This is a genomic window from Bifidobacterium sp. M0399 (assembly GCF_016100595.1).
Taxonomy (GTDB): domain Bacteria; phylum Actinomycetota; class Actinomycetes; order Actinomycetales; family Bifidobacteriaceae; genus Bombiscardovia; species Bombiscardovia polysaccharolytica.
In genome coordinates, this window is sequence record NZ_JACFSD010000002.1 from 227,349 (window position 1) to 242,169 (window position 14,821).

At 62.3% G+C, this 14,821-nt stretch carries 13 protein-coding genes and 1 tRNA gene; 2 read left to right on the forward strand and 12 right to left on the reverse strand.

Annotated elements, in window-relative coordinates:
• Nucleotides 1-105: 105 nt before the first annotated feature.
• The 5 genes from H3V09_RS05580 to H3V09_RS05600 all read right to left on the reverse strand — a co-directional run bounded on the left by H3V09_RS05580 (nucleotide 106) and on the right by H3V09_RS05600 (nucleotide 6,109).
• Nucleotides 106-1,677, reverse strand: a complete 1,572-nt coding sequence (locus tag H3V09_RS05580) for a diaminopimelate decarboxylase family protein (RefSeq protein WP_232339457.1) — start codon at nucleotides 1,675-1,677, stop codon at nucleotides 106-108.
• A gap of 26 nt (nucleotides 1,678-1,703) precedes the next feature.
• Entirely contained in the window at nucleotides 1,704-3,461 is a 1,758-nt protein-coding gene (gene argS, locus H3V09_RS05585) for an arginine--tRNA ligase (protein WP_198191326.1), read from the reverse strand.
• 43 nt (nucleotides 3,462-3,504) lie between these two features.
• Nucleotides 3,505-3,894, reverse strand: a complete 390-nt coding sequence (locus H3V09_RS05590) for a Rid family detoxifying hydrolase (protein ID WP_198191325.1) — start codon at nucleotides 3,892-3,894, stop codon at nucleotides 3,505-3,507.
• Nucleotides 3,895-3,997: 103 nt separating this feature from the next.
• Nucleotides 3,998-5,752: a pyruvate oxidase gene (gene spxB / locus H3V09_RS05595; RefSeq protein ID WP_110425807.1), complete on the reverse strand. Its 1,755-nt coding sequence runs from the start codon at nucleotides 5,750-5,752 to the stop codon at nucleotides 3,998-4,000.
• Between the two features lie 281 nt (nucleotides 5,753-6,033).
• A tRNA-Arg gene (locus H3V09_RS05600) sits at nucleotides 6,034-6,109 on the reverse strand.
• A gap of 363 nt (nucleotides 6,110-6,472) precedes the next feature.
• On the opposite strand from H3V09_RS05600, the gene H3V09_RS05605 reads away from it, so the two are divergent.
• Nucleotides 6,473-7,102 (forward strand): hypothetical protein, encoded by a 630-nt coding sequence (locus tag H3V09_RS05605; protein WP_198191442.1) that lies wholly within the window; start codon nucleotides 6,473-6,475, stop codon nucleotides 7,100-7,102.
• Between the two features lie 36 nt (nucleotides 7,103-7,138).
• On the opposite strand, the gene H3V09_RS05610 is transcribed toward H3V09_RS05605, so the two are convergent.
• The 3 genes from H3V09_RS05610 to H3V09_RS05620 form a co-directional block, all read right to left on the reverse strand.
• The gene (locus H3V09_RS05610; RefSeq protein WP_144178344.1) at nucleotides 7,139-8,104 is read right to left on the reverse strand and encodes a co-chaperone YbbN; all 966 of its coding nucleotides are present in this window, start codon (nucleotides 8,102-8,104) and stop codon (nucleotides 7,139-7,141) included.
• Between the two features lie 117 nt (nucleotides 8,105-8,221).
• Nucleotides 8,222-9,247: a hypothetical protein gene (locus H3V09_RS05615; protein ID WP_198191441.1), complete on the reverse strand. Its 1,026-nt coding sequence runs from the start codon at nucleotides 9,245-9,247 to the stop codon at nucleotides 8,222-8,224.
• A gap of 2 nt (nucleotides 9,248-9,249) precedes the next feature.
• Entirely contained in the window at nucleotides 9,250-10,299 is a 1,050-nt protein-coding gene (locus tag H3V09_RS05620; RefSeq protein ID WP_198191324.1) for a hypothetical protein, read from the reverse strand.
• Between the two features lie 112 nt (nucleotides 10,300-10,411).
• On the opposite strand from H3V09_RS05620, the gene H3V09_RS05625 reads away from it, so the two are divergent.
• Nucleotides 10,412-11,347: an FKBP-type peptidyl-prolyl cis-trans isomerase gene (locus H3V09_RS05625; RefSeq protein WP_198191323.1), complete on the forward strand. Its 936-nt coding sequence runs from the start codon at nucleotides 10,412-10,414 to the stop codon at nucleotides 11,345-11,347.
• A 91-nt stretch (nucleotides 11,348-11,438) separates the two neighbouring features.
• On the opposite strand, the gene H3V09_RS05630 is transcribed toward H3V09_RS05625, so the two are convergent.
• The 4 genes from H3V09_RS05630 to H3V09_RS05645 all read right to left on the reverse strand — a co-directional run bounded on the left by H3V09_RS05630 (nucleotide 11,439) and on the right by H3V09_RS05645 (nucleotide 14,616).
• Nucleotides 11,439-12,350 (reverse strand): cysteine ABC transporter substrate-binding protein, encoded by a 912-nt coding sequence (locus tag H3V09_RS05630; RefSeq protein ID WP_198191322.1) that lies wholly within the window; start codon nucleotides 12,348-12,350, stop codon nucleotides 11,439-11,441.
• Nucleotides 12,351-12,436: 86 nt separating this feature from the next.
• A complete protein-coding gene (locus tag H3V09_RS05635; RefSeq protein WP_232339455.1) occupies nucleotides 12,437-13,309 on the reverse strand; it encodes an amino acid ABC transporter ATP-binding protein in 873 nt (290 codons plus the stop codon).
• Nucleotides 13,302-13,976, reverse strand: a complete 675-nt coding sequence (locus H3V09_RS05640) for an amino acid ABC transporter permease (protein ID WP_198191321.1) — start codon at nucleotides 13,974-13,976, stop codon at nucleotides 13,302-13,304. Before H3V09_RS05640 ends, H3V09_RS05635 begins: the two co-directional genes overlap by 8 nt.
• Nucleotides 13,963-14,616, reverse strand: coding sequence for an amino acid ABC transporter permease (locus H3V09_RS05645; RefSeq protein WP_046323380.1), 654 nt, complete (start codon nucleotides 14,614-14,616; stop codon nucleotides 13,963-13,965). The genes H3V09_RS05640 and H3V09_RS05645 overlap by 14 nt, the downstream gene beginning before the upstream one ends.
• Nucleotides 14,617-14,821: the final 205 nt, after the last annotated feature.

A 14,821-nucleotide genomic window follows, 5' to 3' on the forward strand; every position in this document is an offset into this window, starting at 1 on the left:
GGTCCTCCATCCGCCCCAACGGGGCCTGTCTCCGGGTGTTGCTCCATCTTAGAAAGCCAATCCGACACCCCTACCCCAGCGGCTGGCTCCATCCGAGGGCGAGGCTCATCCCTGGTCCAAGGCCAGCAGATCATCCATGGTCTGCCGCCGTAGCATCAGCTGGGCACCAGACTGGTCCAGGCCCACCACGGGAGGGATCAGAGCCTGGTTGTAGTTGCTGGCCATGGTCCGTCCGTAGGCGCCGGTCACCGGTACCAAAAGCAAATCACCCCGGCGAATGTCCGCAGGCAGAGGCACATCCTGCACCAGGATATCCCCAGATTCACAGTGCTTGCCCACCACACGGGCCTGAATCCGGTCCACGCTGCCATGTCGGTTGGCAAGGACGGCAGTGTACTCGGCCCCATACAGAGCCGGACGAATGTTGTCACTCATGCCGCCGTCAACCGAAACGTAGGTGCGCACACTTCCGTCAGACAGGGGAACGGGCTTGACGGTGCCCACCCGGTACAGGCTCATGCCGCATGGGGCCACGATCCAGCGGCCGGGCTCGAAGGCGATGACCGGCATGGGCATGCCCAAGCGGCGGTTGATGGCGGCCATGTCAGCCCCCAGGCTGGTCAAGGTCTCGTCCAGGTCCATCCGATCCTCATCTGGAGTGTAGGGCACGGAGAAGCCGCCCCCCAGATCAACCTCAGGCATCAGGTATCCGTCGGTGGCCCAGAAGGTATGCCGCAGCAGCATCATGCGCCGGGCGGCCTCGATGAAGGCCGAAGAGTCATGGATCTGAGAGCCGATATGGGTATGGATGCCCACCAACTCCAGTTCCCGCTCGTGGGAACGAATCTCCTTGAGCAGGGCGATAGCCGGTCCGTCGGCCAGAGCGGACATGGCTTTGATCCGGGCAGGATCGGCAGGTTCAGCAGGCTCGTTGGCAACCGAATACAGTGCCGAAGACGACGGGGAGACCACAGAATCACCAGGAGCCGAAGAGCTGTCATTCTTCGTGGCCGCCGGAGTCGCTGTCCCAGCCTGCCCTGAGGACCCAGGCTCAGCGCCCAGGTCCAGCAGACTCACGTCGGTGCCCTGGGGCAGCAGGGGGATGCCAAACTTCTGATCCTCGTGTGCGGTGGAAATGTACTCGTGACCGCCGGCGTGCACCCCCACGGTCACCCGGAGCATGACCTTGGCGCGACGACCCTGTGCCCTTGCAGCAGCGGCGATTCGGGCAGGCTCGTCGGGCGCATCGATAACGATGGCCCTATAGCCCTCCCTCACAGCCAGGTCGATCTCCTGGTCAGACTTGTTGTTGCCGTGCAGGACCAGACGGCGGCCAGGGGCACCGGCAGCCTGAGCGATCAGCATCTCGCCCAGGGAGCAGGTATCAATATCCAACCCCTGGCGCAGCATGATCCGCACGGTCTCCTTGCTAAGGAAGGCCTTGCCCGCGTAACTGACCCTGGTGGTCGCACCGCCCAGGTCTCGCAGAGCCGCCTGGCGGAAGGCCGAGGCCCGTTCCGCCATCATCGCGGTGTCCATCAGATACATGGGGGTGCCGTAACGCTTGGCCAGATCTTCCATAGAGCACCCGTGCATGCTCAGCATGCCCTCATGGTCCTGCTGCAGAGCCTCGGGCCAGAACCCATCGGACCCCAACCCGCACATCCCTGTCTCCATTAACGACCTCCCGGTAACCTTCAGGCTTACATACGGTCAGGGGCCTGGACACCCAGCAGATCCAGACCATTGGCGATGACCTGCTGCACAGCGTCATTGAGCCGTAGACGTGCCGACGCACGGGCTGGCTGTGGATTCCTGTCCTCGTCCTGGTCCAGATCCTTACGGCCGGTGGGTTCCATGGGCACCACGCGCTCCAGGTTGTACCAGCGGTGATAGACCCCAGCCAGCTGCTCCAGGTAGTGGGCCACCCGGTGGGGAGCCTTCTGGTCGCCTGCAGTCTGAACCACATTGGGATAGAGGGCCAGGACGCCCAGAACATCGTTGTCGGCAGCGGTGTCCAACAGGGACAGGTCGGCGCCGGACCGGTCGATGCCCGCCTGGGCTGCGTTCCGATCCACATTCCTGGAGCGGGCGTGCGCGTACTGCACGTAGTAGACGGGGTTGTCGTTGGTGTGCGAAGCCAGCAGGTCCAGGTCGATGTCCACGCTCTGGTTGTAGTCAGTACGGGCCAGGGAGTACCGGGCGGCATCCACACCCACGGCATCCACCAGATCGTCAATGGTGACCACGTTGCCTGCCCGCTTGCTCATGCGCACGGCCTGACCGTCCTTGATGACGTTGACCATCTGGCCGATCAGGATCTGCATGTTCACGCCTGGGGTGTCCCCGAAGGCTGCGCAGATGGCCATCATCCGGCCGATGTAGCCGTGATGGTCGGCGCCCAGCATGTAGATGGCCTCGTCGCAGGGATCCTTGGGCCTGCGTCGCTTGTTCAGGTAGTAGGCGATGTCGGCCGCCACATAGGCTGCGTGGCCGTCGGACTTGATAATCACCCGGTCCTTGTCGTCGCCGTAGGTGGTGGAGCGGAACCAGGTAGCCCCGTCCTTCTCGAAGATGTCGCCCTTGGCCCGCAGCTCATCAATGGCCCGGTCCACCTGGCCGGACTCATACAGGCTGTTCTCATGGAACCAGACATCGAAGTTGACCCGGAAGTCACGCATGGACTGCTGAATCTCGGCGAACATCATGGGCACGGCCCGGGTGCGGAAGGCCTCGCGCTGGGGGCTGTCACCTTCGGCGCCGTCCTCGTCCTGCACCCTGGGCATAGCCAGGATGTCCTGCCCCTGGTCGGCGGCTTCCTTGACTACCCGCGAGGCAATCTCGTCAATATACGAACCCTTGTAGCCGTCAGCAGGCACGGGCTCACCATGGGCCGCCGCCACCAGCGAGCGGGAGAAGCGGTCGATCTGCGTGCCGTGATCGTTGAAGTAGTACTCCCTGACCACCTTGGCACCGTTGGCCTCCAGGACCCGGGCCATGGAGTCGCCCACAGCCGCCCAGCGTGTGCCGCCGATATGGATGGGGCCCGTAGGGTTTGCCGAGACGAATTCCAAATTGAGCGTGCGTCCACTCAGATGATCGTTGCTTCCGAAGGCGGATCCCGCATCCAGGACCGCATCAACCACAGCAGCCGCCGAGGCCGAATCCAAGGTTATGTTGATGAAGCCGGGCCCGGCCACATCCACCTGGGCGATCCCATCGGCCTTTCGCAGGGCCTCAGCCAAGGCCTGCCCCAATTCGGCAGGCCTCATGCCAGCCTTCTTGGTCAGCTGCATGGCGATGTTGGTGGACCAGTCCCCGTGGGAGCGGTCCTTGGGACGCATAACCGCCAGATGGTCGGCATCAGGAACCATGTCAGGCTCCAGGTTTCCCAGGCGGCCCGACTGGGCCATCTGGACGGCGGTCGAAGAGATGATACGGGCAAGTGCTTCAGGACTCATGCCCTCAAGTCTAGCGACGGCGGGGACCAGCAACCGACCTGTCTCAGGCCAGGGCCACGACCTCGATCTCGACCAGGGCCCCCTTGGGGATGTCCGCGCCACCGAACGCCACGCGGGCCGGCCGCACCGAGCCGATGAAAACCTGGGAGTAGGCCTGATTCACCTCGGTGAAATCCTCCACACGCCGCATAAGGATGGTGGCCTTAACCACCTTTTCCATGCCGGTGCCGGCTGCATCCAAGATGTTCTTGACGTTCTTCAGAGCCTGGGTAGCCTGGTCAGCCGCAGTGCCCTCCACCAGCTCGCCGGTGTCCGGGTCGATGCCCAGCTGTCCGGAGACAAAGACAAAGCCCCCGGCCTTCACAGCCTGGCTGTAAGCCCCCAAAGCCTGAGGCGCATATGGCGTGCCGATCTCTTCCGGTCCATCTTCCATGAGTCCGTCCTTTCTTCAGGTCCGCCGCACCCATGCCGGGCCGAAGCCCCGGGCGGACACCGTCCACTATAGGAGTGCCCGCCCAGCAGAAGCGGTACCAGTCTCAGCCCTTGCGAGCCTCCTGACCCATCCAGTAGGCCAGGGAGCGCAGGTCGCCGGCCTCGTAGGTCTTGACGAATTTCTCGACCTGGTCCGGATCCGAGCAGGTCTCCGGGAACCGCATATAGCGGGTGTCCAGAGGGCTGGCTCCTGTCAGCTTGATGTCGATGACCGAAGATCTGTCAGCCTTGCGAGCCTCGGAGAAAGCGTGGCGCGCGTCGGCCACCGTGCGCACAGTGAAGCCCAAGGCACCCATGCCCTCGCCGACCTTGGCCCAGTCGGTGTCGGGCAGGTCCACCCCGCTCAGAGGCTGATGGCTGTCATCGCGCTGCTCGGCCTCGATGTAGCCCAAGGATTGGTTGGAGAAGACCACGTTGATGACCGGGGCATGGTACTTGAGCTGGGCCAGCACCTCCTCGCCGAGCATGGCGAATCCGCCGTCGCCGCTCAGGGAGTAGACGGTCGATTCCGGATGCTCCAGCTTGGCAGCCAAGGCGGCCGGCACGGCATAGCCCATGGTGGCGTGCTTGCCGGAGACGGTCCAGCGGTTGGTGGGCTTCAGGTGCAGCAGACGCAGGAAGTCGATGTCCACATTACCCACGTCGGGGATGACAATGTCATTGTCCTCAAGCTGCTGATCGATGATGTGGTAGACGGGCTCGGGCCTTAGGGGCGTGCGGGTGTCTTCGTTGAAGGAGGCCAGCCACTGGTCCCAGTTCTCCTTGCTGCGCAGGCAGGCCCTGTAGAAGACGGATTCCTCCTGGTCCTGGCCGGCGGCGGTTATCGCCTTGAGGGCCTCGCGGGCATCGGCCTGGATGGCCAGGACCACGTTGGCCTGGAAGCGCTTGCCCAGCTTGACAGGGTTCAGGTCGATCTGGATGACCTTGGTGTTGGGAGTGACGAACATGGACCCGAAGGGGTTGTCCGAACCCACCCAGACCGTCAGATCCGAAGTGTAGATGGCCTCCGTGGCGGTCTTGGTGGCCACACGGCCGGCCGACTGCAGGTAGGCAGGATAGGTGTCCTCCACAATCCCCTTGGCCGGGAATGTGGACACCATGGGCATCTTGAAACGCTCGGACATGGCGACCAGTTCATCGCGGGCCCCGGCAGCACCCTGGCCGAAGTAGAGCAGCGGCGCCTTGGCGGACTGAATGATCTCAACCGCCTTGCTGACCTGGTCGGCCGCAGGCTTCAGCGGCTCCGGCTTGCGGAAGTTAGGCGCAGATGCCACCGGGCGGTCGTCGATCTCGGCCCAGGCCAGATCCTTGGGGATGATGACCACGGAGACCCCATGGCTGGCATAGGCGCGGCGGATGGCCTCGTCCACCAGGGCCGGCAGGCCTTGGGCGTTGGTGGCGGCCCGGGCGAATACGGCCACATCGGTAAAGATAGGCACCTCATCCATGGCCTGGAAGAAGTCCATGTTCATAAAGGCCTGGGGCACCTCACCCACCAGGGCCAGCACCGGCACGCCGTCCTCACGGGCATCGTAGAGGCCGTTGAGCAGATGGACCGCACCAGGGCCAGACGAGCCGAAGCAGACACCAATCCGGCCAGTCAGCTTGGCCTCTCCGGCAGCAGCCAGGGCTCCGGCCTCCTCATGACGGACCTGGATGAAGTCGATGCGCTCGCGTTCGTTGTGGATGGCGTTCATCATAGAGTCGAAGGAACCGCCGGGCAGGCCATAGATGCGCGGCACCCCCCACTGCTCCAGGACGTGAAGGACAGCATCCCCTGCATTGATTCGATTGGCCATGTGAACTCCTTTGCTTCACCGGGGAAAGGATGCTCCGCCACAACGCGGAAGCGTCAGTCCTCCCCGACGTTCGGTCTTACTCTTTCACTATGGCACCTGAGAACGAGGACACAAGCGGGCCAAGGGCCATGTTCCTCAAAAGCTTAGTGATTCACCACACATATCGTGACACATGGGTGCGCTTATCCCATCAAGTGGATGCCGTAATCTCAGACATCATGGCAGAAGACATCGTCTGAAGAAAAATCCCAGCGATCTTCCTGACTACAGGGATTGTATCTTGGTGGGCTCGAAGGGATTCGAACCCTCGACCTTCTGTTCCGGAGACAGACGCTCTATCCGCTGAGCTACGAACCCGACAGCCACTTTCCAGTGGACAACAGAGACCATACTAGGACATTTTATGCATTTTCGCACCCATGCGCGTCCTGACGTGTCGGTCCGGCTCCAGCCACTCTCGGCGTGTTGCCGCAGGATTCCAGGCGTTTCGTAGGTATCGTGATGGCAAGGCCTCGTGCCACCGCCCCGGTTGCGCCATTGCATCCTCATGCGGTGGCGCGAAGCCGCCAACATTCCCGGATGATCTTCTCTCGGGATAATTTATACTGTAGTTCCTTCACCCGGCCATCACAAGCCGCCTTCACATACCTGGACTTTGAAACGGCCATGGACAGCAAATGGTGGCCTCAACCCGCCTACCGTACCATGGGAAGCATGGCCATGAATGAGGACGAGGACGATTTCGAGTTCGAGCGTAGATTCTTTTGCCGGGACCTTCCTCGGGAGCTGCTCGGGGAGAGCCGACCGACCCTGATTGTGCAGAGCTACTACGTGCATGAGGACAACTTCGCCCTTCGTGTGCGTCTGCAGGGCCAGGTGGATCCGGTGGTGCCCATGACGGCCCGGACCGATGCCCTCCACACTCTGCTTGAGGAAGGCGACCACTTCGACGCTGCCTCAATGACGGCCAAGGGGCCCTCCGTCGGCGGCACCCGCTACGAGGCCGAACGGGCCATCGATCCGGGAATCGCCCTGGAACTGATCCTGCGCGGCGGCATTCCCATCGTCAAGAACCGGTATGGGGTCTGGCTGGACGAGGACTGGTGGAACCTGGATGTCTTCGGAGACGGCAACGCTCCCCTGGTGGTGGCCGAGGTGGAGCGGACCGGCCCGGTGACCGACCTGACCATCCCCGACTTCTGCGCCACGGAGATCACCGACGACCCGCGGTTCTCCAACGACGGGCTGGCTGACCACCCATTTGGCGACTGGGCAACCGACTTCGACCGAGAGTTGAAGGCCAGTGGACCGCGCTTCCTGACCAACTTCGACGGGAACCACGAGTCCTGACCCAGGATCGGTTCAGGCCGATACGCGGCAACCTGATCAGTACATTAGCGTGGACAAACGGCGACGGGCCTTGGCCAGCCGAGGATCGGTCGGTTCAGGAATAACGAAGTACTCCAGCAGACGACGACGGATGGGATCGGTCTGATCCCGGTGCCCGGCCAGAAAGTCCAGCAGGCGATCAAAGGCATCCTGGATCTGGCCGCCGATCATGTCCACATCGGCCACATCCAACTGGGCCTGCAGGTCGTCAGGGGCATCTGCAGCCGCCTGACGGACCTTACGGACATCGGCCTGGGCCGACCGGGCCATAAGCAGGCACTTGGCCTGTTCACGCTTGGCCAGGTCGTCGGTCGAGTCGGCCTGAACCAGCTTGTCATAAGCCTCGGCTGCAGCTGCATAGTCGCCCTCTTGGGCCAGTCGGTGGGCCTCCTGATGGGCAGGCGGGATGGCATCAGCCGCTGCTTGTCCAGCCTGCTCGTCCTGCCCCTGGTCGTTGGTCTCCTGGTAGGGGGCGCTGCCAGTGATACCGGTCTTCTGCGCCATCTGGACCACCTGTGGGATGAGCTGATCGGTGATCTGGTTCATTTCCTCATCGGTGGGCAGTCCTTGCAGGATGGGCATGGGCCTGCCGGCCAACAGGGCAAAGAGGGCCGGGGCATCCTGCACCTGGAAGGTCTGGGCGATCTGCGGATTGGTCGCGATGTCGATACGGGAGAGCTGAATGCGCCCCTCCAGGGCGTTGACGGCCTGGGCCAGGCGTGTGGCCAGGGGGAAGAGGCGGTCATCGGTGGGCACCCAGAGCAGAATCAGAATGGGGAAGGTGGCAGAGGTCTGAACCATGGCCTGGAAACTGGCCTCGGTTGTATCGATAACATAGCCGCCGGCAGCAGGCGCCCCTCCCTGCTGGCCTGGCTCGGCGTCAACCTGGTGCTTGAGCGCGCCCAGGTCGACTGCTCCTGCCAGCGAGACGCCCGGCTGCCCCTGCCCGTTTTTGTTCGCCATGTCAGTCCTCCTTAACCTGGCGGCCGCCGACTGCAGCTTCGGTCCGCCCTCGAATGCAAACTCCTGGAAGCCAATCTAGTCTAAAGTCCGGGCTTTCACCTAGCGCAATCCCGCCGTTCAGACCGCTTCCACCTTGATGGGCTCGCGCTCGGCGCCCACGGCCCTGATGGGCTCGTGCGAATCCGCCGAGGGCACGTAGAGGGCGATCACGTTGACATAGGTGACCTTCATAGTGCTGGTGGGCTTGCCCTGTCCAAAGAGGGCCTTCTCGGCATCCGAGGCGGGCGAGGACTCGCGGCCCTCACCCGCCTGCCTGGTCCAGACCGAATCAATCCGGGCCACGACCAGGTCGCCCCCATCGGAAGAGTGCATGACCCGCAGCTGCCCCTGTGCCGGGGTGAAGATCTGCGACTGGCTGCCCTTGTTGGCTTCGATTCCCTGCTGAACCACCTGAGTCAGCGTACCCAGAGAGTTGCGGAAGTCATCCTGGGCGAACTCCTTGGCATATTTGCTGCCCTGGGGATTCTGCAGGAGGTCGGCATAGCGGCGCACGGCCTCCACCGGCGTGGCCTTGAGACCCTGATCGTCGCCCTGCCCCATCCTGGCACCGATGGTGGCCACCGGGAACTTGGGCAGCTGGGCTCCTTGGAAGAGCCGTGCCACACCCCAGAGCTTGTAGTTCTCATGGGCGGACTCCTGATCCAGAACCAGGAGGCGCTTGGACTGCTGATCCTGCGTGGTGGTGGTAATCGAGAAGACCGAACGTGGCCACCCCGGATCGCCGGGAATGACTGTCTGGGCGATGGTGGTGGGAATGGTCGTCTTGGGATCCAGCTGCCCGGTGGCCCGGGCTATGGTCAGCTCGCTGGTGCGGATCTCCAGCTGGGGTCCGCTGACTCGCCGGTCCAACCCGGCCGGGTCCCTGGCCTCGTTGGCCTGGTCCAGAACAGCCCCGATGCTCTTGCGGATGCGGGCCTCCTGGGCCGGGGTCAGGTTGGGCGCAGGAGCAGTGGTTGCAGTGCTCTGAGGCTCGGTCCGGCTGGCCTGGGGAACCTGCCCCTCACAGGCAGACAGCCCCGGCAGAAGGCCCAGGGACAAGGCCAGCGCCGCTGCAACCCCTACCCTGTTCATCGGTTTGTTCATACTCATTGGCGCTCCTCCTCCCCCTCGTGGGCAAGCCTGGCCAGGTAGGAGGCCATCTCCTGGCTGCTGATGACCCTGGTAGACGACATATCATCGGCTCCCCGATCGCCGCTGACGGTACGGCCGTCGCCATCCTCCTGTTGGTCAGCGACCAGGTTCCGATTGCGCGGATCAATCACCACGGGTGGCCTGGGCGGGGGTCCTGGATCCCCCTGCCGTGCCTGTCCGCGAGCGTGACGCAGGCGTCGGCCTGAAACCGAGCTATGCCGATTTCCGAGACCAGGCAGAATGGCGCTGCCCAGGGCCTGAGCCACACTGACCTCGGGAGTCTCTTCAGCCTCTTGTTCAGGTTCGGTCTGCTTGCGGCGCTTGACCGGATCCATAGCGAAGACTGTTGCTGAAAGAACGGCCAGCAGGGCCAGCAGCCCGCCGGCAAAATAGAAGGGCATGGCGAAGTTGGGCAGCCTGTCCCGCTGCCAGAGCATTTCCAGACCCAAGGAATGGGAACCCTGAGGGACCGCCACCAGCAGGACGGCCTGCGGGTCGTCGGTCTTCAGGGACATGGACACGTCGTTGTCGGAGCAGGTGACCTGTTTCCACATGTCCGAATCCTGAAAAGCCACGCCCTGATTACTTTTGACGGCCTTACCGGGGCTGGTGTCCCTGCCGACGGACAGGGTGTGCCAATCATCCAAACCTCTCACACGTGCCACATCTTGCCCGGCCGTCCAACCAGCTGCATCCTTGGCCGTGGTCAGGGCCATACAGACGGTAGGCTTCTGTGAATTCGAATCTGCGGACGCGGCAGTTCCATTCGATGTTACATCCACTCGCATGGTCACTTTGCTGTCCACCAGGGGAAGCACGCCTGGATCGGTCACCACATAGGCTGCCTTCGTACGCGCATGCGCATCCACATGAGCCGAAGGCTTCCAGACCGTGGCGTTGAAAATACCCAGCACAATGGCCGTTACAGCCAGCAGTCCGAAGATGGGGGTGACGATGCCGCGCATGATCGTGCTATGACGCGAAGGCTTTTCAGGCCGCGTCATCTCATCTTTTTCCTCGGGTACTCGCTCCATATTATCGACATTCTACCGTCGGCTCCCTATGATCTGGTTCCAAGCACAGGGAAATCACCCATAAGCCCTAAACTGTTCTTCTATGACCATCATCGCAAGGAAATCAGGCAGCAAGCGTCTGCTGGGCGCCATGACGGCTCTGGCCCTATGTCTTGGGCTGTCAGCCTGCAGCGGGAAATCTGACGGGGACGCGCACGCGGGCGACACCATGCAGGGCGTATCAGCCAGTGGCAAACTTGGCAGCAAGCCCGACATCAGCTTCAAGACCCCCTTCAAGGTCGAGAACCAGGCTCATCAGGTCATCCAGGAGGGCAACGGCGAGGTCATCCGCGACGGGGATCGTGTATGCACAAGGAGCCTGGCCCTGGATGCCAAGACCGGCAAGGTGCTCAACTCCACCTGGGACAAGAGCAGTCCGGAGTGCTCGATCGTCATCAGCAAGAAATCCATCCCGGCATACTACGACACCTTCAAGGGCCTCAAGGTCAACTCCACCGTGGCCGTGGGCATCGATGAGTCAGGCTCCGGCAGCAGCCAGGCGACCGACTCCTATATCATGGCCCTGACCTTCGTCTCCCGGTCCAAGAACCTGACCCGCGCCCAGGGCCAGAAGGTGACCGACCTGCCCAACGACCTGCCCAAGATCAGCCTGGACGACAAGGGCAAGCCCTCCCTGGATCTCAACGGATACAAGCCCGAGGCAGGATTGGTCGTCCAGCCCCTGATCAAGGGCAAGGGGGCCAAGGTCGGCCAGCATCAGAGCGTCAGCGCCAATTACACCGGCTGGCTGGCTTCCAACGGCAAGCAGTTCGACTCCTCCTGGGACCGGGGACAGCCCAGCGATTTCAGCCTGGACCAAGTGGTCAAGGGCTGGCAGCAGGGTCTGGCAGGCCAGACGGTGGGCTCCCAGGTTCTTCTGGTCATTCCGCCCGACCTGGGCTACGGCAGCCAGAAACAGCAAAGCATCCCGGCCAATTCAACCCTGATCTTTGTGGTTGACATCCTGGCCGCCTACTGATTCGGCAATCCATCGAGTCAGATGACAGGGCCCGCACCCATCCAGTCGCATTCGGATGGGTGCGGGCCCTGTCATAAGCCAGACGGCCAGGTCAGTCCTTGCCGCCCTCGACCACAATCTCGTCGGGGTTGGCCTCACTTCCATAGACCGGCTCCAGAGTCTTGCGGTAGTCCTCATGGAAGAACCGCTCCTGGCCCAGTTTGACCAGCTCCTTGTTGATGTAGTCCAGCAAAGGCTTGTTCCCCTTGCGCACGGCCGGGGCGATGACCGCCTCGTCTCCAAGCTTGGTGATGCCCACCGAGAATCCCTTGTTGGCCTTGGCCCAGGCCAGCACCTCGGTGTTGTCCGTACTCATGGCGTCGCCACGGTGATCCAGCAGTGCATTGTAGGCATCGGCGTACTGGTCGTACTTCTGCAGCTTGACTTCCGGGTAGTGCTGCTCGAAGTAGGGCTCAGCCGTGGTCCCCTTGGCGATGATCAGAGTCTTGCCGTTCAACTCCTTGACATCTTTGATCGGCGCCGAATCCGGGGAGACCACGCCCAGGAAGACCTTCATATAAGGCTTGGCGAAGTCCACCTTGCGAGCGCGATCATCGGTGACGGTGAAGTTGGCCAGAACCACGTCCACCTTGTTGCTGGACAGCACATCCACACGGGCGGCCGGGTCCACCGAGGTGTATTCGGGCTTGACGCCCAGATCCTTGGCCAGGCGCTCGGCCAGGACCACATCGTAGCCCTGGTTCTTGCCGTCCTTGTCCACGTAGCCGAAGGGGGCCTTGTCAGTGAAGACCGCCACCTTGAGTTTTCCGGACTTGGTGATCTGCTCCGGGGTGCGTGCAGACCCGGATGCTGCCGAGGAGCCGGAGCTGCTTGCTGAGCCGCTTCCAGCGTCACTGGGAGCGGCCGCCGAAGGGCCGCAGGCCGCCATGGAAGACATCATCGCGATCGTCGCCCCCGTGGCCAGCGTCGCCCGTATCAATCGGTTCACTACCCTTGCGGTCATGATCCCTCTTTTCCTCTTATCTTTCCTATGGCCGCCCCTGGAGGCGGTTCCGGCGAATACCACCGGACGAATATGCGAAGTCCTCATCAGGACTCCTGATCCTGGTCCTGATCCCGCCTGCGCTCATAGGTGAAGGTGGACAGGAAACGTTGCGCCCGGTCACTGGCCGGGTGAGTGAAGAAGGCCTCCGGATCGTCGGACTGTTCAACCAGTGAGCCTCCATCCAGGAGGACGATGTGGTCGGCGATGCCCCTGGCGAAAGCCATCTCGTGGGTGACGATCATCATGGTCAGCCCCTGGTCGGCCAGTTCCAGAATGACCTGGAGGACCTCGCGTACCATCTCAGGATCCAGAGCAGCCGTCACCTCATCGAAGAGCATGATCTCGGGATGGAGAATCAGCGCCCGGCAGATGGCCACCCGCTGCCGCTGGCCGCCCGAAAGCTGGCTGGGCCAGGCATCCCGGCGGTCGGCCAGACCTACCCGGTCCAGCAATTCCAGAGCCTCCTGACGTGCCTGGTCCCGCTTGCGCTTCTGGACCAAGACGGGCGCCAAGGTCACGTTATCCAGAACGGTCCTATTGGGAAAAAGATCGTAGCTCTGAAAGACCATGCCGATCCTGGTACGCAAGTCGGAGCTGCGACTGCCCGACATAAGGCCGCCAGGACCTCCGCTGCGCTTGCCCAGGGGGTGGCCGGTCTCCACCACCTGACCGTCCAGGAGAATCCGGCCGCCCTGTATGGGCTCCAGTCCGGCTATGGTCCGCAGCAGGGTGGACTTGCCTGAACCCGAGGGGCCCAGGACCACAAAGACCTTCCCCTTGGACACCTGGAATGAAATGTCATTGAGCACAGGGGTCTGCGCCTGCGGATACTGCTTGACCAGATGCTCCACGGTCAGCACCGCCCGTTCCTCCTGGTCATCCTGTGGCTGGTTCGCCGTCGTTTGCCCCTCAGTCATGGGCCCACCTCTTTTCCAGATGCCGGGCTGCCAGAGACAGGGGCCAGCAGATGAAGAAATACATGAAGAAGATCACCCCGTAAATCCACAAGGTCGCTTGAGGATAAGCGAATCGGTTGGCATCGATGATCTGCTGGCCGACCTTGATGACCTCAACGACGCCCAGCAGGGCAGCCAGAGAGGTGGTCTTGACGATCCTGGTGGCCAGGTTGACACTTGCCGGCAACAGTCGGCGCAGGGCCTGCGGAAGGATGATCCTAGAGAAGGTCTGCCAGGACCCCAGTCCCAGCACGTAGGCCGACTCCACCTGGGTACGGGGAATGGACTCCAGGGCCCCGCGGACCAGATCGCCCAGCTCGGCCCCGCCCCAAAGCACAAAGACCAGCAGGCAGGCACCGGTGGCGTCAAGATTCAGGTTCCATGCCCTGGACAGCCCATAGAAGGCGATGAAGAGCAGGGCCAGCTGGGGCATGATGCGGATGAAGTCCAGATAGACCCTCATCAGGAAGCGAATCAGGGGGTTGCGCAGGGTCATCAGCCATCCGACCACCAACCCCAAGGGCAGGGAGAGTAGAACCGAGACGCCGGCTATCCAAACGGTCACCCAGAGCCCCTGAAAGAGCCTGGGCATGACCCCTGGCTGGAAGAGCACCTCAACGCCGTGCATAGTCGAACCTCCGCTCAAGAATTGTTCCGATGACGGAGATAGGCAGCAGTATGACCAGATAGGTGACGATAAGCAGGGTCAACGACTCGTAGGTGTCGTATGAGGTACCCATCAGATCCTTGGTGACATACATGACATCGGCCAAAGCGATGGCCGAGACCACCGATGATTCCTTGATCAGGAAGATGATGTTGGCCACCACGCCCGGTATGGCGCTGCTCAAGGCCTGGGGCAGCACGATCCTGGACAGGGTCTGGCCTCGGGTGAATCCCAGAACGCGGGCCGACTCGATCTGCACTCGAGGCACCGCCTCCAGTCCCCCACGCATGGCTTCGGCCATATAGGAGCCGCCCAGGAAGGCCAGCCCGACGATGGCGCAGGTCTGGGCGCTCCAATTGACCCCGAGCTTGGGCAACCCGAAGTAGAGGAAGTAGAGCTGAACCAGGAGCGGGGTGTTTCTCGACAGTTCGATGTATATCCTGGCCACCTGCGAGAGCAGAGGGACCCTGAAGACCTCCAGCCCGGCGCAGACCAGCCCGATCAGCATGGAAAACACCACGCCAAAGAAGGAGATGAAGACCGTTACATAGGCTGCATTGACGAAGAAGTGCAGATTCTGCGCCATGAAAGTCCAATTCATGCCCTCACCCCCCTACTTGCTTGAGTCCTGTTCATCGTCTCCTCTTCACTGCTTTCCGCTCGCTTCCCGCCGACTGCGGCATATAGTCGCCAATCCTAGAGAAGACGAACCGTTTTCCTTTGCTTTTCGATATACGAATACCGGATACCGCGTTATCATCCGCTCTCACAGCAACCTGAACGGTGATTCGTATCCATGCCGCAGC

Bases quoted from the DNA above. Each gene is read 5' to 3' on its own strand.
- H3V09_RS05605 (WP_198191442.1), top strand. From the start codon at position 6,473: ATGAATGAGGACGAGGACGATTTCGAGTTCGAGCGTAGATTCTTTTGC.
- H3V09_RS05645 (WP_046323380.1), bottom strand. From the start codon at position 14,616: ATGAATTGGACTTTCATGGCGCAGAATCTGCACTTCTTCGTCAATGCA.
- H3V09_RS05635 (WP_232339455.1), bottom strand. From the start codon at position 13,309: ATGACTGAGGGGCAAACGACGGCGAACCAGCCACAGGATGACCAGGAG.
- H3V09_RS05610 (WP_144178344.1), bottom strand. From the start codon at position 8,104: ATGGCGAACAAAAACGGGCAGGGGCAGCCGGGCGTCTCGCTGGCAGGA.
- H3V09_RS05580 (WP_232339457.1), bottom strand. From the start codon at position 1,677: ATGGAGACAGGGATGTGCGGGTTGGGGTCCGATGGGTTCTGGCCCGAG.
- argS (WP_198191326.1), bottom strand. From the start codon at position 3,461: ATGAGTCCTGAAGCACTTGCCCGTATCATCTCTTCGACCGCCGTCCAG.
- H3V09_RS05620 (WP_198191324.1), bottom strand. From the start codon at position 10,299: ATGACGCGGCCTGAAAAGCCTTCGCGTCATAGCACGATCATGCGCGGC.
- H3V09_RS05640 (WP_198191321.1), bottom strand. From the start codon at position 13,976: ATGCACGGCGTTGAGGTGCTCTTCCAGCCAGGGGTCATGCCCAGGCTC.
- spxB (WP_110425807.1), bottom strand. From the start codon at position 5,752: ATGGCCAATCGAATCAATGCAGGGGATGCTGTCCTTCACGTCCTGGAG.
- H3V09_RS05630 (WP_198191322.1), bottom strand. From the start codon at position 12,350: ATGACCGCAAGGGTAGTGAACCGATTGATACGGGCGACGCTGGCCACG.
- H3V09_RS05590 (WP_198191325.1), bottom strand. From the start codon at position 3,894: ATGGAAGATGGACCGGAAGAGATCGGCACGCCATATGCGCCTCAGGCT.
- H3V09_RS05625 (WP_198191323.1), top strand. From the start codon at position 10,412: ATGACCATCATCGCAAGGAAATCAGGCAGCAAGCGTCTGCTGGGCGCC.
- H3V09_RS05615 (WP_198191441.1), bottom strand. From the start codon at position 9,247: ATGAACAAACCGATGAACAGGGTAGGGGTTGCAGCGGCGCTGGCCTTG.